Annotated in this window: 20 protein-coding genes; 10 read left to right on the plus strand and 10 right to left on the minus strand. The window is 29.2% G+C overall.

Annotated features, from left to right (window positions below; all coding sequences use genetic code 11):
* Positions 1–11 precede the first annotated feature (11 nt).
* Entirely contained in the window at positions 12–914 is a 903-nt protein-coding gene (gene rsmH / locus HA152_RS00905) for a 16S rRNA (cytosine(1402)-N(4))-methyltransferase RsmH (RefSeq protein WP_209132606.1), read from the minus strand.
* Between the two features lie 38 nt (positions 915–952).
* Between rsmH and HA152_RS00910 the strand changes: the two genes are divergently transcribed.
* Both HA152_RS00910 and HA152_RS00915 read left to right on the plus strand, forming a co-directional pair.
* Entirely contained in the window at positions 953–2,140 is a 1,188-nt protein-coding gene (locus tag HA152_RS00910; RefSeq protein WP_032519718.1) for an NAD(P)H-quinone oxidoreductase subunit H, read from the plus strand.
* 9 nt (positions 2,141–2,149) lie between these two features.
* Entirely contained in the window at positions 2,150–2,602 is a 453-nt protein-coding gene (locus HA152_RS00915) for an acyl-CoA thioesterase (protein WP_209132608.1), read from the plus strand.
* Positions 2,603–2,605: 3 nt separating this feature from the next.
* Here HA152_RS00915 and HA152_RS00920 read toward each other — a convergent pair whose 3' ends face one another.
* From HA152_RS00920 to menA, 3 genes are read right to left on the minus strand one after another with little or no spacing between them, the layout of a single operon-like run.
* Complete coding sequence (locus HA152_RS00920) at positions 2,606–3,808, minus strand: AMP-binding protein (protein WP_245211169.1); 1,203 nt, start codon at positions 3,806–3,808, stop codon at positions 2,606–2,608.
* Complete coding sequence (locus HA152_RS00925) at positions 3,805–4,770, minus strand: o-succinylbenzoate synthase (RefSeq protein WP_209132619.1); 966 nt, start codon at positions 4,768–4,770, stop codon at positions 3,805–3,807. Before HA152_RS00925 ends, HA152_RS00920 begins: the two co-directional genes overlap by 4 nt.
* Positions 4,767–5,684 carry a 2-carboxy-1,4-naphthoquinone phytyltransferase gene (gene menA, locus HA152_RS00930; protein WP_209132621.1) on the minus strand — a complete coding sequence of 306 codons (918 nt, stop codon included), beginning with the start codon at positions 5,682–5,684 and terminating at the stop codon, positions 4,767–4,769. Before menA ends, HA152_RS00925 begins: the two co-directional genes overlap by 4 nt.
* Before the next feature lie 101 nt (positions 5,685–5,785).
* On the opposite strand from menA, the gene HA152_RS00935 reads away from it, so the two are divergent.
* Positions 5,786–7,198, plus strand: coding sequence for a chorismate-binding protein (locus HA152_RS00935; protein WP_209132623.1), 1,413 nt, complete (start codon positions 5,786–5,788; stop codon positions 7,196–7,198).
* Here the strand turns inward: HA152_RS00935 and gshB are convergent.
* On the minus strand, positions 7,191–8,114 hold the full coding sequence (gshB, locus tag HA152_RS00940) for a glutathione synthase (protein ID WP_209132625.1): 924 nt from the start codon (positions 8,112–8,114) through the stop codon (positions 7,191–7,193). The two genes, HA152_RS00935 and gshB, sit on opposite strands and share 8 nt — an antisense overlap.
* Positions 8,115–8,119: 5 nt before the next feature.
* Positions 8,120–8,374, minus strand: coding sequence for a glutaredoxin 3 (grxC, locus tag HA152_RS00945; protein WP_209132627.1), 255 nt, complete (start codon positions 8,372–8,374; stop codon positions 8,120–8,122).
* A 76-nt stretch (positions 8,375–8,450) separates the two neighbouring features.
* Here grxC and prfB point away from each other — a divergent pair.
* The 6 genes from prfB to HA152_RS00975 all read left to right on the plus strand — a co-directional run bounded on the left by prfB (position 8,451) and on the right by HA152_RS00975 (position 12,076).
* Positions 8,451–9,573, plus strand: a protein-coding gene (prfB, locus tag HA152_RS00950; RefSeq protein WP_209132629.1) for a peptide chain release factor 2 whose coding sequence is annotated in 2 segments (ribosomal slippage) — positions 8,451–8,525 and positions 8,527–9,573 — 1,122 coding nt in all. Because the reading frame shifts where the segments join, the coding sequence is not laid out codon by codon here.
* Between the two features lie 3 nt (positions 9,574–9,576).
* Positions 9,577–9,759, plus strand: a complete 183-nt coding sequence (locus HA152_RS00955) for a DUF3285 domain-containing protein (RefSeq protein ID WP_011817674.1) — start codon at positions 9,577–9,579, stop codon at positions 9,757–9,759.
* Between the two features lie 6 nt (positions 9,760–9,765).
* A complete protein-coding gene (gene ybeY, locus HA152_RS00960; protein WP_209132637.1) occupies positions 9,766–10,305 on the plus strand; it encodes an rRNA maturation RNase YbeY in 540 nt (179 codons plus the stop codon).
* A gap of 6 nt (positions 10,306–10,311) precedes the next feature.
* Positions 10,312–10,722 (plus strand): diacylglycerol kinase family protein, encoded by a 411-nt coding sequence (locus tag HA152_RS00965; protein ID WP_209132639.1) that lies wholly within the window; start codon positions 10,312–10,314, stop codon positions 10,720–10,722.
* A gap of 12 nt (positions 10,723–10,734) precedes the next feature.
* On the plus strand, positions 10,735–11,331 hold the full coding sequence (locus HA152_RS00970; protein WP_075507470.1) for an anthranilate synthase component II: 597 nt from the start codon (positions 10,735–10,737) through the stop codon (positions 11,329–11,331).
* Positions 11,332–11,350: 19 nt separating this feature from the next.
* Positions 11,351–12,076, plus strand: a complete 726-nt coding sequence (locus HA152_RS00975; protein ID WP_025900235.1) for an MBL fold metallo-hydrolase — start codon at positions 11,351–11,353, stop codon at positions 12,074–12,076.
* Here HA152_RS00975 and HA152_RS00980 read toward each other — a convergent pair.
* The 4 genes from HA152_RS00980 to mnmE form a co-directional block, all read right to left on the minus strand.
* The gene (locus tag HA152_RS00980; RefSeq protein WP_209132641.1) at positions 12,073–13,182 is read right to left on the minus strand and encodes a pyridoxal phosphate-dependent aminotransferase; all 1,110 of its coding nucleotides are present in this window, start codon (positions 13,180–13,182) and stop codon (positions 12,073–12,075) included. The genes HA152_RS00975 and HA152_RS00980 overlap by 4 nt on opposite strands.
* Positions 13,182–14,996, minus strand: a complete 1,815-nt coding sequence (gene argS / locus HA152_RS00985; RefSeq protein WP_209132644.1) for an arginine--tRNA ligase — start codon at positions 14,994–14,996, stop codon at positions 13,182–13,184. The genes HA152_RS00980 and argS overlap by 1 nt, the downstream gene beginning before the upstream one ends.
* A gap of 27 nt (positions 14,997–15,023) precedes the next feature.
* Positions 15,024–15,890 (minus strand): carboxylating nicotinate-nucleotide diphosphorylase, encoded by an 867-nt coding sequence (gene nadC, locus HA152_RS00990; protein WP_209132646.1) that lies wholly within the window; start codon positions 15,888–15,890, stop codon positions 15,024–15,026.
* Positions 15,891–15,972: 82 nt separating this feature from the next.
* Complete coding sequence (gene mnmE, locus HA152_RS00995) at positions 15,973–17,355, minus strand: tRNA uridine-5-carboxymethylaminomethyl(34) synthesis GTPase MnmE (protein WP_209132648.1); 1,383 nt, start codon at positions 17,353–17,355, stop codon at positions 15,973–15,975.
* A 66-nt stretch (positions 17,356–17,421) separates the two neighbouring features.
* On the opposite strand from mnmE, the gene HA152_RS01000 reads away from it, so the two are divergent.
* Positions 17,422–17,865: a DUF2062 domain-containing protein gene (locus HA152_RS01000; RefSeq protein ID WP_209132650.1), complete on the plus strand. Its 444-nt coding sequence runs from the start codon at positions 17,422–17,424 to the stop codon at positions 17,863–17,865.
* The last annotated feature ends 2 nt before the right edge of the window (positions 17,866–17,867 follow it).

The following is a 17,867-nucleotide window of genomic DNA, read 5'->3' on the forward strand; positions in this document are numbered from 1 at the left end:
TTATTTGCACCTTAATTTAATTGAGCAATTCTTAATTTTCCACTTCTAGACCTTTTATTTAGTTCGACTTCTTGTACGGAAGGAGTTATTGGCTTTTTTGTGAGGTTTTTTAGTCTTTGATCATTTTTAAAAGAACTTTTAACTAATCTATCCTCGAGGGAATGAAAACTAATAATAGAAATAATTCCTCCCGGCAAAAGCCATTCAGGAACAACTTGCAAAAATTTTTCTAATACGTCAATTTCTTTATTAACGGCAATTCTTAGTGCTTGAAATGTTCTTGTTGCTGGGTGTATTTTTTTATATCTTTGTTTTGGTGGGAAGCAGCCCGCAATAGAATAAGCTAACTCTTTTGTCCCAGAATATTTCCCATTTTCCTTCAAATCTATTTTTATTTTCCTAGCAATTTTTCTTGATAATCTCTCATCTCCATATTTATAAATTAGGTTCGCTAGATCTTTTTCATTTAAATCCTCAATTAATTTCTCGGCATCAACCTCAAGAAAAGGATTCATGCGCATATCAAGTGGACCATCTTTTTGGAAGCTAAAACCTCTTTTAGGATCATCAATTTGATTACTATTTACTCCAAGATCTGCAATTACAAAAGAAACTTTTTCTTTTGGTACAAAATCCGCAAAATTTGAAGCCATTATATCAATCCTATTTTTAAATTCATCAAGTTTTTTTGATGCTGATTTTCTTGCGAATGGATCTTGATCGAGTCCAATTATATTTAAATCCGAATATTTTCTCAATAAATGATAAGAGTGCCCGCCTCCGCCTAAAGTTGCGTCTATTCCTTTAAGTTTGTTGTTATTTATTAAAGGGTAATGCTCTAATGAGGCCATAATCTCATCTGTCATAACTGATTTATGATTGAAAAAAGATGAATCAGATAGGTCAGTTTGCATAACTTTCGACTAAGATTTATTTAGAAGTTAAATTTCGAATGGCTCAGCTAGAGACTAGAACAGAACCAATGGTGGTCAATTTTGGCCCTCACCATCCCTCAATGCATGGGGTTTTAAGGTTAGTTGTAACTCTTGATGGTGAGAATGTCATTGATTGTGAGCCAGTAATTGGATATTTACATAGAGGAATGGAAAAGATAGCCGAAAATAGGACAAATGTAATGTATGTCCCTTATGTAAGCAGAATGGATTATGCAGCAGGAATGTTTTATGAAGCTATTGTAGTAAATGCTCCTGAAAGATTAGCTAATATTCCAGTTCCTAAAAGAGCTAGTTACATCAGAGTTCTAATGCTGGAACTCAATCGTATCGCTAATCATCTTTTATGGCTCGGTCCCTTTTTAGCAGACGTAGGAGCTCAAACTCCATTTTTCTATATTTTTAGAGAAAGAGAAATGATTTATGATCTCTGGGAAGCTGCTACTGGACAGAGGCTGATAAATAATAATTTCTTCAGGATAGGTGGTGTTGCATGTGATCTTCCATACGGATGGTTAGAAAAATGTATAGACTTTTGTGATTGGTTTGGACCTAAGATTGATGAATATGAAAAATTAATTACAAATAATCCAATTTTTAGAAAAAGAATTGAAGGTCTCGGAACAATTCAAAGAGACCAGGCAATTAATTGGTCTTTGTCTGGGCCAATGCTTAGAGCTTCTGGAGTTTCCTGGGATTTAAGGAAAGTTGATAGTTATGAATGCTATGACGATTTTGATTGGCAGATTGCTTCAGAAAAAGAAGGAGATTGTTATGCGAGATATCGAGTGAGAGTAGAAGAGATGAGACAATCTCTAAGCATCATTCGCCAAGCCTGTAAAATGATTCCAGGAGGTCCAACAGAAAATTTGGAAGCTCAAAGAATGGCGACTGAAGATAAGAAAAGTGAAATATTTGGTATGGACTATCAATATGTAGCTAAGAAGGTTGCTCCAACTTTTAAAATTCCTAACGGAGAATTATATACAAGATTAGAGTCCGGGAAAGGAGAAATAGGTGTATTCATTCAAGGAAATAATGAAGTTACCCCATGGAGATTTAAAATTAGAGCAGCTGATTTAAATAATCTGCAAATTTTGCCTCATATTCTTAAAGGTGCCAAAATCGCTGATATTATGGCAATTCTTGGCTCAATAGATGTCATTATGGGATCTGTTGATAGATAAGTACTTTAAATGAAACCTATTGATTGGTTAATATTGCAGAAGAAAGTAAGGTTTGGTGATTGTGATTCTGCAGGTGTAATTCATTTTCATAACTTATTAAAATGGTCGCATGAAGCTTGGGAAGAAAGTATTGAAGTCTATGGGATCCCTTGTAACGATATTTTTCCAGATTTTTCTATACGTAAAAGTCAAATTATTTTTCCAATAGTAAATTGTGAAGCAAACTTTCATGCTCCTATAAAAATTGGAGATTTATTAAAAGTAAAAATTGCCCCTCATAAAATTAATACTCATTTGTTCCAAGTAAATAGCTTTTTTATAAAAAATGGAAATAAAGTAGCCGAAGGGAAAATTATACACTGTTCTTTAGATGTTGATTCAAGAAATAAAATAGAAATTCCCGATCAGCTAGAAAGATGGATAGAGGCTTCTAATGTGAGTACAAATTTAAAAGAATGCTGATTATTATTTTTTAAATTTATAGTTTGTTTTTTCTGTAATGCTATTTTTGTTTTTAACAATCCACTTTTCAGGCTTTTCATGTTTAGGCCAACTTTGAGAAAAATTTTTTAATAAATTTAAAGAAATTTCAATATTTTTATCATTTGTAAGTTCTCTAAATTCAACTATTACTTTAATTTTATTTCCCCATAATTTGTTAGATACTTTCGCAATATTGAATTTATTAATTGGGATATTTTCTTTCATAATGAAATCATTTAATCTAGATTCAATTACTTCAGGGAAAACAACTTCTCCTCCTGAATTAAAGGCATTATCACTTCTTCCAACAAATTTTAAATAGTAAGAATTATTGATTTGCTTAATTTCACCTAAATCACTTGTTTGCCACCACCCATTTTTATTTTTGAAATTTTCAGTTTTTAAAGAATCTATTATTTCGATTCCAATTCTGGCTGATTTTATTTCGATTAATCCTTGTGCGTTAATTCTTATTTTTGTATCAGGTAGTATTTCTCCAACATTTTTAAAACCCATCAAGAATTCTTTTGGTTTTAAACTTGTAACCATTGCTGCTGTTTCAGTTGCGCCGTAACAAGGTGCTAATTTTATTTTTTCTTTTATACATTGTTCTGCAGTTTCGTCTGAAATTGAAGCTCCACCTACCCAAATTAGATCAAAAATTTTTAGCCAACTAATTCCATCTTTTTGAGCTAAAAGTCTTTGTAATTGGGTAGGTACTAATGATGTAATCAAGTGTTTTTTGTTGTTTTTAAATTTAATTGTGAAAAGTAAAAGTTCTCGAGTTTTTTTTATCAAATTCGGAGAAATATTAATACAATCACATCCCCAAGTTTGACTTCTAAAAATTGGCATTAATCCACTTATATGGTTCAGGGGTAAAGTATTTAAAATTAAGCAGTTTTGTAATTCAAATCCTTGCTCTATTAGCCATTGACCTGATGTAGTTGCAGATAATTTAAGATTATTTAAATGGTGAAAACATTGTCTCGGTTTTCCAGAACTCCCACTACTGTTTAAGATAATTGCTGGCCCATTTTCAGTAATTGAATCTAATACATCTTTGTCTTCATAAAATTTGTTTTTTACATAAATAATTTTATTATCTCTAATTTTTTCAATAATTTTTTCTACAGATTGAGTTTCGTTATTTTCAACTTCAATAGTATGAATTTTATTTTTCATAGTTGATCCCATATCGTTTTTGCTTCATTTAAAAATAGAAACGAATTAGGGAATTTATTCATTGCTAAACCAGGAACTTTTGGTGTTGGTCCTTGTAATTGTAGAGAAGATAAATGATGGAGCCATCTCTTTCCTATTCCAGTTTCAAATGAGGTACTTATAGATATTAAAGCTTTTTTATTTTCTAATTCTCTTAAAAGCTTAACTGGATTATTTTCTTGAGAAGGCCTTCTAATTTGCCAACCCTTCCACTCATCAATCAAAGTTGGAAATTTTAAAAGTGATTCGTCTAAAGCTATTGGAATTTTTTTGTTTAGTTCTGTCAGTCCATCAATATCATCAACACAGAGAGGTTGTTCTAACCAATCTATATTTTTATTATCTTTCAAAATATCAGCCCATCTATTAGCTATCTCTCTTCCCCAAGAACCATTAGCATCTATTCTTAACTTAATATTATTGCCTATTTTGCTTAAAATTTCTTCTAATTTTGCTTCTTCCTCATGGTTATTTTTTAGTGCTACTTTCCATTTTAAAGTTAATGATTTTCCAATATCACAATGTCTTTTTTTAATATCATTTAGATCTGAAACTACATTTTCATGATTTAACAATATGGCTGTTTTACCAATTTCATCAAAGTAGTAGTTTTCTTTAAAAATTATTTTTCCATTAATCTCAGCTAATGCAGAATTTATTGCAGATTGAATGCATGGGTGAAAAATATTTATTTGCTTAGATAAATTAAATTCCTCTATATACTCAGGGATCATATCTAGTTGTTTCGCACACTTTTTTAAGTCTTTTTTATGTAGCGGTGAAACTTCTCCAAACCCTATTTTTTTATCATTACTTATTAATTTAATTATCCAACCCGATTTTGTATGGTAATTGGTTTTAGAATTTTCTACTTTGGCCGATAACTTAAAGCTATAAGATTTTTTTTGAAATATTAAGTTCATTTATTTAGCAAGTAATTAAATATTAATCCTGTGATTAAACCAATTCCATTAAGAGTTTGAAATTTTATTGCGATGAATTTGCAATTTTTTATTGCAGAAGGTTTTGCATACGAAGATTTTAATAAATTTATAAGTCTTGTTGCTTGAGGGAAACTAAGCAAATAAAGGATGCAAAAAACTGGAATAAATCCATAAACTATTGTGAAAAGTTGAAAAATATATATTGTAAAAATTATCCAAGGCACAAATTGAGAACCTTTTTTTGCCCCTAAGCGAACTAAAGGTGAAATTTTCCCATGCTTTTTATCTTCAGAAATTTGATGAAAATGAGAACAAAATAACACAAGAGTTGTTGCCAAGGAAGGTCCTGAACCAAGTAATAAAGAAACTTTCCATGGAATATCTTCGAAGTAAATATTAGACGGATTTAACGCAATTAAGACTGCAGAGTACGCAAAAGGTCCAAATGCAAGCCAGCATAATGGTTCTCCTAAACCTTGATAGCCTAATCTAAAAGGAGGACCCTGATATAAGTATCCTAAGAAGCAGCAAGCTGCCACCAAAATAAAAATGTTTATACTTGTTGATACTGAAATAATTAAAATTATTAATAAACCAATAACTAAAGATGTATATGCAATAAATGAAATTATTTTTTTATTTTTTACAAGATTTACAATTGAATGGAATTTAAATTCATCGATTCCTGTTTCTGAGTCGTATAAATCATTAGTTAGATTTTCCCAAAGTAATATCAAAATTGCAGCTAAAGTAAATGAAATCAAATTATAAATTTTTACCTCTTCATATTGATTGAGCGAGTAAGCCCCTGTTATTAAAACTGGAAGTATGGCCACAGAATAAAGAGGCCATTTTATTGCTTTTTTCCATAATTTTTTTTTATCTTCTTCCATTTTTAATTAACACGCAAAATTAGATAATTATTGGATGTAGTTTATAAATTGAGTTACATTTTTTACTTTATTGCATCATTTTTAGTTATTTTCAATAAGTAATGAAAAATGATTTAAACTTAACAGATTTTTTAAAAGATGTATTTTCCTCTTTCGATGAGAAAGTTGAAAATTCTGGATTAGTAAGTATTTGTGTTGAGATTCCTTGTATTGATTTATTTCAAGTTTATGAATTGTTAATAAATCAATATCCGTTTTCTTCATTTTGGGAGGAATCTGATGGCATTTCATATATAGCTTTCGAGAAGTGTAAATATGTTACTCTGGATGGCCCAAAAAGATTTGAGGTAGCAAAAGAGTTTAATTCTGAGAATTTTAAAAATTTAATTAACTTAACTAATGAATCGCATAATTATGCACTTTCAAAAATAATTTATTTATTTTCTTTCTCTGAAAATTTGAATAATAAGAATTTACCTTCAGATATCCCTAGTTTGGAAGCAATTTTGCCAAAAATATTAATTACTAAAAGTGGCAAGAATTGCTGGTTAAGAATCAATGGTCATGTTGAAGGTAAATCATCATTAAGAACATTAATTGAAGAAATATGGACAATTAGAAATCAAGTTATTAATTCTGGCTCAGAATTAATAAAATCATCTGGCTTAAAAACTAGTTTTGATTCCCCTTTTATTGATGATTTCTCACGCTCCTTAGAAACTTCTAAAACAAACATGAAAAAAGTAGTAAAAAGAGGAATTCAATTAGTAGAGAAAGATATCCTCGAAAAGATAGTTTTAGCCAATAGGATTAAAATAAAACTTAAAAATAAATTAGATTTAGTAGAAATTTTAAAAAGATTTAAAAAGAAGCAACCAAATACATGTAGATACGTTTGGAAAAGGAATAGTAAGGATATTTTGTTTGGAGCAACTCCAGAAAAATTATTTTCTTTCTCTAAACCTAATTTAACTTTAGAGGCTCTTGCTGGAACTATCTCTACTAATTCAAATTTTAAGAAACTCCTAAAAAGTACTAAAGACTTAAAGGAACATAATTATGTAATACAACATTTGATTAAATCTTTAGAAGTTTCAAAAATAACAAACTTTAAAAAAAGTGATATCAAGGTAAATTCATTTGGAGATATTTCTCATTTGCAAACACTCATTTTCTCTAAAGTTGAAAATATTTGTCCTTTTGAATTGCTTAAAAACTTACATCCATCTCCAGCTGTTTGTGGATACCCAAAAAATGTAGCATTGGATTGGATAAACACTCTTGAGTCTTTTCCTAGAGGAAATTATGCTTCTCCAATGGGTTGGGTTGATTCATCAGGCAATGCTTCATTTCTTTTGGCAATAAGAGGCGCAAGATGTATTGAAGAAAATATTGAATTTACTGCAGGCTCAGGTATAGTTTCTGGCTCCGTTTTAGAGAAAGAAATAGATGAGATTAAATTAAAATTTGAATCTATAGTAAAACAGATATTTTGCGCTAAAAACCCTAGATAATTTCTACTAATTTTTCAATAACTTCCTCTGAAACATTTTTATTGGATAAATTTTCTATTTCTCTTAAACCTGTTGGACTGGTTACATTAATCTCGCTAAGCATTCCATTTATTACATCAATACCTACAAAAAATAAACCCTCATCTTTGAAGTGTTGAGATAATTCTGAGCAGATACTTTTTTCTTTTTCTGTTAATAATGTGGGTTCAGCCTTGCCTCCCATCGCTAAATTACTCCTAAAATCGCCTCCTTGAGGAATCCTATTTATTGATCCAATTGCTTCTCCATTTACGATAATTATTCTTTTATCACCCTCTATGACTTCAGGAATAAATTTTTGCATCATAACTGGTAATTCTTCTTGAGAAGTGATTAATTCAATGATTGATTTAATTCCTGGATAATTTTTATTAATCCTTATAACACCTTGACCACCTTTTCCTCCTAGAGGTTTTATAACTACTTCATTATTTATATTTGCAAAATTAATAAGATCTTTTACCTTACTCGCAACTATTGTAGGTGCCATTAAGTGGCTGTATCTTAAAGCACCTAGCTTTTCATTCCACGCTCTTAACGATGAGGGTTTGTTTATTACTTTTACTCCTTTTCTTTCGGCAACTTCTAAAAGATGGGTTGCATATAAATAAGCCTCATTTACAGGAGGATCTTTTCTCATCCAAATGCAATTAAATTCGGCGAGAGGGATGCAATCATTCTCTTTGAAAGAAATCCATGGAATTACTTCAACTTTTACGGAAGATGCCCATACTTCATCACCTCTAGCTTCCAGGTCTTGAGGAGTACAACTCCAGATTTCAATATTTTTTTTTGATGATGCTTGCATTAAAGCAGCAGTTGAATCTTTTAAGGGATTTATATTTTTAATTGGATCTATTACGAATAGAAATTTCATAAGATCTAGTTTAATAATGCTTCTAATTTATTTTCATTTTCTAATGCGTAGAGATCATCGCAGCCTCCGATACCCTCATTATCTATAAATATTTGTGGTAATGTTCTTCTACCATCAGCTCTTTCAATCATCAATGCTCTGGCATCTTCGTCGCCATCTATTTTATATTCTTTAAAATTTACATTTTTTTTCTTGAGTAGTGATTTTGCTCGAATACAGAATGGGCAATATTGCCAAGTATAAATTTCAACTTTGGACATTTTTTTAAAATAATACTTAGTTTATACTATTAAACAAAAGTGCTTGTTAGATTATAAATAACGATTAAATTCTATTTTGATAGATATTACAGATTTCAAAAAAGATCTTTCGGAACTAACAGAGCGCCTGGGTAATGCTCAGGATTGTCTTTGACGTTCCAAGATTAAAAGCGAAAAGGAAAGAGTTAGAGCAAATTTCTGCTCAGCCTGAATTTTGGGATAATCAAGAAGAAGCTAAAAAGCAAATGTTAATCCTTGATGATGTCAAAGCACAACTCGAATTGTTAGATAAATGGAAAACTTTTATTTCTGATGCTAATGCCTCTCTTGAGCTTTATTCTCTAGAACCCGAAGAGGAAATGATTTTAGAATCGCAGCTGGGATTAAAGAAATTAAGAGATAATTTGGATAAATGGGAATTTGAAAGATTGTTATGTGGTGAATACGATAAGGAAGGAGCAGTAGTTTCTATTAACGCAGGTGCGGGTGGAACAGATGCGCAGGATTGGGTAGAGATATTATTAAGAATGTACTCTAGATGGGCCGATAATAATCAAATGAGCCTTGTCATTAATGAATTATCTCAAGGAGAAGAAGCAGGTATTAAAAGTGTAACGTTTGAAATTGATGGAAAATATGCATATGGCTATCTGCAACATGAAAAAGGAACTCATAGATTAGTAAGAATTTCTCCTTTTAATGCCAATGGCAAAAGACAAACCAGCTTTGCTGGGGTAGAGGTTATGCCAAAATTAGATGATAATATTTCACTTGATATACCTGAAAAAGATTTAGAAATTACAACGAGTAGATCCGGTGGAGCTGGAGGACAAAATGTTAATAAAGTAGAAACAGCAGTGAGAATTGTTCATTTGCCTTCAGGGATTTCAGTAAGATGTACTCAAGAAAGATCTCAATTACAAAATAAAGAAAAAGCTATGTTACTTTTAAAGTCTAAACTATTAGTGATTGCTAAAGAACAACGAGCTGCTGAAGTCGCTGATATTAAAGGTGATATTGTGGAAGCTGCATGGGGCAATCAAATAAGAAATTATGTTTTCCATCCCTATCAAATGGTAAAAGATCTTAGGACTATGCAGGAGACTAACGAGTTAGATAGTGTTTTAGATGGTGGACTTGACCCATTTATTCATGAATTATTACGTATGAATATTTCTTCTAATGAATCTATTGAATAACTAATGGAAAATAAAAACGAAATTTTAGAGAAAAAAGTTTCTCCTCCAAGTTTTATAAAGCTTGCTATGAGAAATATGGTAAGGAAAGGCTCAAAAAGTATTTCTCATTTTTCAATAACCTTTCTAGTTTTAATTGGGATATTAATACTTGTGGCCACAATAGGTAAGCCCAATATTCCAGTTTAAGAATGTATGAAAGAAAAAATTATTTCTGAAATAAATTTAGATTTGGTTTTTCAATGTAATGATTTCTCTCAATTTTCAAATAAGTTAAAAGATACTAAAACTCATCTTATTTTTGAATCTATTTTTTGGGAGAAAGTTTTTTTATCTTGGATAAATACTATATTAAAAAAAGAGGATTATGAATTACCAAATTATATTTTTGAAAAAAAATCTTTTTCATTAGGCTTACAGATAATATCTAATCAAGAAATTGCTTCTTTAAATAAGAAATGGATGCAAAAAAATGGTCCAACTGATGTTCTATCTTTTCCAATTATTTCTGATGAATCTCTAAATAATTTAGATCATATAGAGTTGGGAGATATTTTTATATCATTAGAGATGGCTCTTGCGCAATCTTATGAATATAAACATTCAATCTATAGAGAGATGATCTGGTTGGCTAGTCATGGATTTTTACATCTTTTGGGATGGGAACATAATAATGAGCATGATTTAGAAAATATGTTAAATTTCCAAGAATATTTAATTACTCGATTAGATTAAAAATAAATGGAAAAAAAAATAAACTATTTAGAAAATAGAAAAGAATCATACAAAACTTCTAGTAATGTATTTATAAGTTTTAAGTATGCTTTCAGTGGTATTAGTTATGTATTAAAAACTTCAAGAAATTTTAAAATTCAATTAATTTTTGCAGTTGCAAGTTTAATAATTGGTTTTTTACTAAAAATTAGTCTAAGTAATTATGTTATTTTGATTGCAACAATAATGTCTGTTTTAATATTAGAAATATTGAACACATCTATTGAATCAATCGTTGATTTAGTAGTGAAAAAAGAATTTAGTATTTTGGCTAAAATTTCAAAAGATACTTCTGCGGGAGCAGTATTATTAGCTTCCATTAATTCTGTTATTATTGCTGTATATATCTTTCTTCCTAAAATAAAGTTGTTATTTTAAATCCATATAAATATGTTTCTTGTTATTGATAATTACGATAGTTTTACTTATAACCTTGTTCAATATTTAGGAGAACTTTCAGTTGATCATGAAATAACTAAAGAATTAATAGTTAAAAGAAATGATGAAATTACTTTAGAAGAAATTATCAAACTAAATCCTGGTGGAATTCTCTTATCTCCAGGTCCAGGTAATCCAGATCAATCTGGAATTTGTCTGCCAATTCTAAAAAAATTATCTAAAAATATTCCGACCTTGGGAGTTTGTTTAGGTCATCAAGCTTTGGCCCAAGCTTTTGGAGGTAAGGTTATAGTTGGGAAAGAACTTATGCATGGTAAGACATCCAAAATATTTCATAATCAAAAAGGATTGTTTAAAGATATCGAGACTCCATTTGTGGCTACTAGATACCATAGTCTTATAGTTGATTCAAGTTCTTTACCATCTTGTTTCGACATAACTGCGACTTTAGAAGACTCAACAATTATGGCTATCTCTCATAAAGAATATAAACATTTACATGGGGTACAGTTCCATCCTGAAAGTGTGTTGACGCAATTTGGTCATAAATTAATTAGTAATTTTCTAAAAATGGCTGAACAAAAGTAAAATAAAAAAAAATAATATTATGATTTCTCAAATTAAAAACTTTTTATTTTTGATATTAGTTAGCTCTTTTTTACCTACATCATTATTGGCAAGGAACTTAGGAATAAAAAGTTTGGGACATAGTAGTTTTTTAATTACTAGTGCAGATAAATCTATTCTTATAAATCCCTTTAAAGCAATAGGTTGTGCAAGTAATTTAAAGGAGCCAAAAGAAGTCAACGTAGATTTTATTTTGGCTAGTTCTAGGCTTCCAGATGAAGGATATAACCCTAATGATCAATTAATGTTCGTTGAGCCAGGAATCTATCAATTTGAGGATATTTTATTAAATGGAATTTCTGTACCACATGACAGAGTAGATGGAAGAAGATTTGGGATGGCAACTGTTTGGAGTTGGGAGCAGAATGACCTTAAAATTGTTCATATGGGAGGAGCTGCTGGTGATATTGATATAAACAGTCAAATTATTTTGTCTGCTCCAGATATATTGTTTATTTCAATTGGAGGAGGAATAAAATCTTACAATGGTAAAGAAGCCTCAAAAATAGTTAAGCTTCTAAAACCTAATGTAGTTATTCCTGTTCACTTTGAACGCGGCAAAAAAATTAATAAAGAATGTGATTTCTCAAATGCTGATTTATTTATCGAAAATATGAAAGATTTTAAAGTAAAATATGTTGGAAAAGATTTTCAAATAAAACCTAAAAGAATCGATCAAAATACAATTTATATTTTCAGTAATTAATTTTTTAAATCTAATATCTTGTAATTGTCCCAGAAAAAAATCATTTGTTCTTTAGTTCCAATACTAACCCTTATAGAATTACCGATATCTTTTTTGTTTTCCATACTTCTAATAAGAATACCTTTTTCTCTCATCTGTTGTATTAAGATTTTAGGATCTTTATTTGGCCAAATTAAGAAATAATTACCTCCACTAAAGTGAGTTCTGATTTTTGTTGATTTAAATTTATTTAAAATCCATTCCCTCGCCTTTTTTACTTCTAAAACATAATTATCAATATATGATTTGTCTTTAAGTGCTGCTAATGCAGCTATTATAGCAAAGCTGTTTACATCATATGGTCCTGTAACTTTATTAATGTACTGAATTAAACTTTTATTGCCAAAAGTAAAACCTATTCTTAAACCAGCTAGACCTGCAGTTTTTGAAAGAGATTGGATTATTAGTATATTTTTATTCTTTTCAAAATCTATCGATTCAAGAAGACTATCTCCATTAAATTTTTCATATAGTTCATCAACAACTATTAATGAAGCTTTATTGATATTGGCTAAATTAATTATTTCATGAGAGCTTAGAACAGTTCCTGTTGGGTTATTTGGATTGCAAATAAATATTAACTTTGGATTATGCTTTATTATTTTTTCCCTAAATTCTTCGATGGGGAATAGAAAATTTTCTCCAATGTAAGAACAAATTATTTTTTTCATTCCTCGGATTTCTGCACAAGGAGAATAGTAACCAAAAGTTGGATTTGTTGTTAGAAATATTTGATCTTTTTCTCCAAAGCAATTGAAAATTGCATTTATTGCTGCATCTGCTCCATTGAAAATTCCGATTTCATCATTTCCAAATTTTCTTGAATCAAGATATTTATCACATAAAAATTTTTTTAAAAAATTATATTCTGGATAAATTGAAATCTCATCTAATTTTATCGCTTGTAATGCCTCTAGAACCTTAGGACTTGGACCTAAAGTATTTTCATTAAAGTCTAAGCGGAGTAAATTTCTTCTATTTTCTAAAGGTGCAGAGTAAGACTGCATATTTATTATTTCTTCTCTTGGTTTTGGGAAAAGATTATTTAATGGATCAAAATCATTCATTACATTCTTTCTAAAGTTTCAATTCCTAAAAGCTCTAAGCTTAATTTTAGTGTTTTTGCAGTTAGGTCACATAAATTAAGCCTAGAAATTTTTATATTTTTTTCTTCTTTGAGGATTGGAACTTGATCATAGAATCTATTAAAAGTCTGACATAGCTCGAACAGATAATTGCATAATCTATTTGGCATTAAGTCTTTTTCAATAGAAATTATGACTTCATCGAACTTAAGTAATTTTCTGATAAGTTTCCACTCAGATTTATGTTGATAATTTACGTACTGAAAATCTTTAGAGTCATAAACAAAATTATTTTTTCTTTTAATTCCTAAAATTCTTACAAGTGTATATAACAAATAAGGAGCAGTATTACCATTTAGGGAAAGCATTTTATCAAAACTAAATTGATAATTGGTAATCCTATTTTGACTTAAATCTGCATACTTAACAGCTCCTAATCCAATAATTCTTGAAGTATTTGCTATAAACTCTTCGGTCTCATAACGATCTTCATCTTCTAATCTTTTCAATAAATCTTCTTTTGCTCTTCTAACTGCTTCATTTAATAAATCTTTTAGGCGTATTGTTTCACCTTCTCTTGTCTTTAGTTTTTTGCCATCAATTCCTTGAACTAACCCAAAAGGGACATGGTTTACTTGACAATTTTCTGGGATCCATTTTGCTTTTTTTGCAACTTGAAAAACTCCAGCAAAATGGTTTGCTTGCCCATGATCAGTTACATAAATAATTCTTGAAGCATCATCGCCATTAGGAGGTTTATTGAATCTGTATCTTATAGCAGCAAGATCTGTAGTGGCATAATTAAAACCCCCATCTTTTTTTTGAATAATTAGCGGTAAAGGTTTGCCTTCTTTATTAGTCATCCCATCTAAAAATACACATTTTGCTCCTTGATCTTCTACTAATATTTTTTCTAAATTCAAATCATCAATAACTGATTTTAAGAAGGGATTATAAAAAGATTCACCTCTTTCTTCTATTTTTATTTTTAAATTTTTATAGATTTCATCAAATTCTTTCCTTGATTGATCACATAATAATTTCCAAGCTTTAATCGATTTAATATCTCCACTTTGTAACTTAACTACTTCCTCTCTAGATCTTTTTTGGAATTCAGATTCGTTATCAAATCTTTTTTTTGATTCTTTATAAAATTCAACTAAATCACTTATTTTGATCTTTCCTATTTCTTCTAGATCATTTGAATATAAATCTTTGAGCTGAGTAATAAGCATGCCAAATTGTGTTCCCCAATCACCAACATGATTGAGTCTTAATACTTCATAACCTCTTAACTCGAAAATTCTAGATATTGAGTCACCTATTATTGTTGATCTTAAATGCCCTACATGCATTTCTTTAGCAATATTAGGGCTAGAAAAATCTACAATAACTTTATTGGACAACCCACTATCTAAATCTTTTCTAATTAGAGGTATGCCAGCCCTATTGCATTGAATATTTGACTTAATTTCATTTATTAGAACCTCATCTTTTAATTTTATATTTATAAATCCAGGTCCAGCTATTTCTAGACTCTTACATAATTTTGATATGCTTATATTTTTATTTAAAAGGTTAATAAAATCATTAGAAATATCTCTTGGGTTCTTTTTATATATTTTAGATAAACTTAAACAAACATTACATTGATAATCACCAAATTCCTCTTTTGATGATTGTGTAATTAAATTTTTTCGAAGAATTTCGAATTCTCCTTTTTTATCATTTTTTTCAAGACTATCTAAAAGAGATTCTTCAAATTGTTTTGTTAATTCTTTAAAAATGATTAGCATTAATTATTAAATTATTTATCTATATAATTAATTAATATAACGCATACTCAAATCAATCCAATTACTTTTGGTGATTGAAGAACTTGTTGAAATCAAATCAATACCTTTTATTAGATATTTACTAATTTCTTCAGGGTTAATTCCAGAAACTTCTATTATCAAATTTTTATTTACTTCTTTTTTTAAGCTATTCATTGATAAATCTCTTAATTCTTGAACGTTTTTTTTGATTATTTCAGGGCTAAGTTCATCCAATAAGACACTATCTGCACCTGCTAATACTGCTTCTTTTGCCTGTTCGATATTCTCAGCTTCAATTATGATATGAGTTGTAAAAGGCGAATTTAGTCGAATTTTTTTTACTGCATTATTAAGATTATCTGTCCATGCAATGTGATTTTCTTTTATCATAGCTGCATCGTATAATCCCATTCTATGATTGACTCCACCTCCGCATTTGAATGCATATTTTTCAAATATTCTTAAGCCAGGAGTCGTTTTCCTAGTATCTGCTAATTTTATATTTGTACCTTCTAACTTATTTACAAGATTCTTTGTGTGTGTTGATATTCCAGATAAATGCATTGCTATATTTAAGCTTATTCTTTCACTAGCTAGCAAACTTTTTGAAGGCCCATATATTTCTAAGAGTTTTTGATCTTTAACAAATTGATCTCCATCAGAGATATAAAATTTTGGACTGATTTTTAAATCAATTTTTCTAAAAATTTCTTTTATAATTTCAACCCCGCAGAATATACCCTCTTCTTTTGCAATCCAATATGCATTACCATTCTCTTCTGTAATAGAGGAACTTGTAAGATCTCCCCTACCTATATCTTCATCGATCCAATTATCAATGATTTTACTTATTATTGGAGTATTTAAATCCACTAAACTAAGAAATAATTAATTAATAAAAATTAAACTGAAGTTAGAGAATCAACTATATATCACTATGTAATTTAACTCAAATTTATTTACCAATACAAAACTTAGAAAAAATATTATCTAGAAGTTCCTCTGTTAATTCTTGACCAGTTATTTTAGATAAGTTTTGAATTCCATCTCTCAGCTCAATTGATAACAAATCAAATGGCAATTTATTTTTAATTATTTCATCAGTATCATTTAAATTAGATAAGCAAGCAGACAAATTTGTTAGATGTCTTTCGTTTAAAAATATATTGATATTTTCTACTTGTTTTAATCCGCATTTTTTTATAATTGTGTCTATTAATAATCTTTCACCATCATTATTCTTAATACTCATAAGAATTGTGTTTTTTAACTCATTTGAACTAATATTTTTGCAATTAATTAAATCTTTTTTATTACCCAAAATAGTAATTAATTTTTCTTTGGGAATTTCTTGTATTATTTTTTTGTCTTCTTCATTAAATCCTTCTTCAAGACTATAAATATAAATTATAAAATCTGACTCTTTTATTTTCCCAAAACTTTTTTTAATTCCTATACTTTCAATTTGTTCATGAGTTTCTCTTATGCCAGCAGTATCAATTATTTTCATTGGAATATCATTAATAGTTAAATTAACTTCAATAACATCTCTAGTTGTTCCAGGAATATTAGTTACGATTGCTTTCTCTTTTTTTGCAAGCAAATTTAATAAAGAGCTTTTGCCAACATTTGTTTTACCTATAAGCGCAATGGATATTCCATTATGAATATATGAATTTCTTTTTGCATTTTCTATTAGTAATTCTATTTTTTCTTTGACTTTTTTAATGTTTTTTAGATATTTGGTGTAATCAAAATCTGTGAAGTCTTCTTCAAAATCAACTCTCGCTTCTATTTCGCAAAGTTGATTTATAAGGTCATTTTTAATATCATCAATTTTTTTCTTTATTTCTCCTTGAACCCCGCTAAAGGCTAACTCGGCTGATCTGGTATTGCTTGCATTAATTAATTGATTAATCGACTCAGCTTGAGTAAGGTCTATTTTCCCATTAAGAAAAGCTCTTTGACTAAATTCTCCTGGGTTTGCAAGTCTAACTCTAGAATTACTAGATAATAATATCTTTAAAACTTTATTTACTATGATAATTCCGCCATGGCAATGAAGTTCAACTACATCCTCTCCTGTGAAGCTATTTGGGGATTTCATCACTAAAATTAAAACCTCATCTATAAATTTATTTTGTTTATTTTCCTGAATAAAACCACGAAAAACTCTATGTGATTTCCATGCATATTTAGATTTAGTTTGAACAATCTTTTTGCAAGAATTAATTGCGTCTTTCCCTGATACTCTTATTATCGCAACTCCTCCCTTCCCAATACTTATAGCTGAAGCAATTGCGGCTATCGTATCTTCTGTAGTAACTATCGAATCCATCTCTCGCTTTGTTATGGATAATTAAGTAAGATTATCAAGCATTTAATTTTGAAATTTTCTTTCTGAATGAGATTTAAAAGAGATATTACCTATAAGAAAATTCTATCATTATTTAGGAGTCAGAATGGAAGTCCTTTCTTTAATGCTAAAGGTTTAGCTATAGGGGTATTTAGTGGTTGCTTTCCATTTTTTGGTTTTCAGACTTTAATGGGAGTATTTTTTGCGAAACTAGCTAAGGGAAATATTGTTCTAGCTGCAATTGGTACCTGGATCAGCAACCCTTTTACTTATATTCCACTTTATTATTTTAACTATAAAGTTGGTTCGATTTTTTTAAATAATCCTTCTAATAAAATTCTTGAAAAAAGTTTAGTTATTGATGACTTATGGAAACAAGGTAGAATTTTTTCCTTAAAATTACTCTTAGGTTCATCTTGTGTAGGTATTTTATTAGCTTTGATTTGCGGCAGTATTGTTTTCTTTATCTACAAGATAAAAAGTAAAAGATAGAT

The sequence above is a fragment of the Prochlorococcus marinus XMU1412 genome (assembly GCF_017696315.1).
Taxonomy (GTDB): Bacteria; Cyanobacteriota; Cyanobacteriia; order PCC-6307; family Cyanobiaceae; genus Prochlorococcus_A; species Prochlorococcus_A marinus_AF.

What these genes read in the sequence shown, in the direction of transcription:
- rsmH (WP_209132606.1), bottom strand. Translation starts at nt 914, where the DNA reads ATGCAAACTGACCTATCTGATTCATCTTTTTTCAATCATAAATCAGTT.
- HA152_RS00910 (WP_032519718.1), top strand. Translation starts at nt 953, where the DNA reads ATGGCTCAGCTAGAGACTAGAACAGAACCAATGGTGGTCAATTTTGGC.
- HA152_RS00915 (WP_209132608.1), top strand. Translation starts at nt 2,150, where the DNA reads ATGAAACCTATTGATTGGTTAATATTGCAGAAGAAAGTAAGGTTTGGT.
- HA152_RS00920 (WP_245211169.1), bottom strand. Translation starts at nt 3,808, where the DNA reads ATGAAAAATAAAATTCATACTATTGAAGTTGAAAATAACGAAACTCAA.
- HA152_RS00925 (WP_209132619.1), bottom strand. Translation starts at nt 4,770, where the DNA reads ATGAACTTAATATTTCAAAAAAAATCTTATAGCTTTAAGTTATCGGCC.
- menA (WP_209132621.1), bottom strand. Translation starts at nt 5,684, where the DNA reads ATGGAAGAAGATAAAAAAAAATTATGGAAAAAAGCAATAAAATGGCCT.
- HA152_RS00935 (WP_209132623.1), top strand. Translation starts at nt 5,786, where the DNA reads ATGAAAAATGATTTAAACTTAACAGATTTTTTAAAAGATGTATTTTCC.
- gshB (WP_209132625.1), bottom strand. Translation starts at nt 8,114, where the DNA reads ATGAAATTTCTATTCGTAATAGATCCAATTAAAAATATAAATCCCTTA.
- grxC (WP_209132627.1), bottom strand. Translation starts at nt 8,374, where the DNA reads ATGTCCAAAGTTGAAATTTATACTTGGCAATATTGCCCATTCTGTATT.
- HA152_RS00955 (WP_011817674.1), top strand. Translation starts at nt 9,577, where the DNA reads ATGGAAAATAAAAACGAAATTTTAGAGAAAAAAGTTTCTCCTCCAAGT.
- ybeY (WP_209132637.1), top strand. Translation starts at nt 9,766, where the DNA reads ATGAAAGAAAAAATTATTTCTGAAATAAATTTAGATTTGGTTTTTCAA.
- HA152_RS00965 (WP_209132639.1), top strand. Translation starts at nt 10,312, where the DNA reads ATGGAAAAAAAAATAAACTATTTAGAAAATAGAAAAGAATCATACAAA.
- HA152_RS00970 (WP_075507470.1), top strand. Translation starts at nt 10,735, where the DNA reads ATGTTTCTTGTTATTGATAATTACGATAGTTTTACTTATAACCTTGTT.
- HA152_RS00975 (WP_025900235.1), top strand. Translation starts at nt 11,351, where the DNA reads ATGATTTCTCAAATTAAAAACTTTTTATTTTTGATATTAGTTAGCTCT.
- HA152_RS00980 (WP_209132641.1), bottom strand. Translation starts at nt 13,182, where the DNA reads ATGAATGATTTTGATCCATTAAATAATCTTTTCCCAAAACCAAGAGAA.
- argS (WP_209132644.1), bottom strand. Translation starts at nt 14,996, where the DNA reads ATGCTAATCATTTTTAAAGAATTAACAAAACAATTTGAAGAATCTCTT.
- mnmE (WP_209132648.1), bottom strand. Translation starts at nt 17,355, where the DNA reads ATGGATTCGATAGTTACTACAGAAGATACGATAGCCGCAATTGCTTCA.
- HA152_RS01000 (WP_209132650.1), top strand. Translation starts at nt 17,422, where the DNA reads ATGAGATTTAAAAGAGATATTACCTATAAGAAAATTCTATCATTATTT.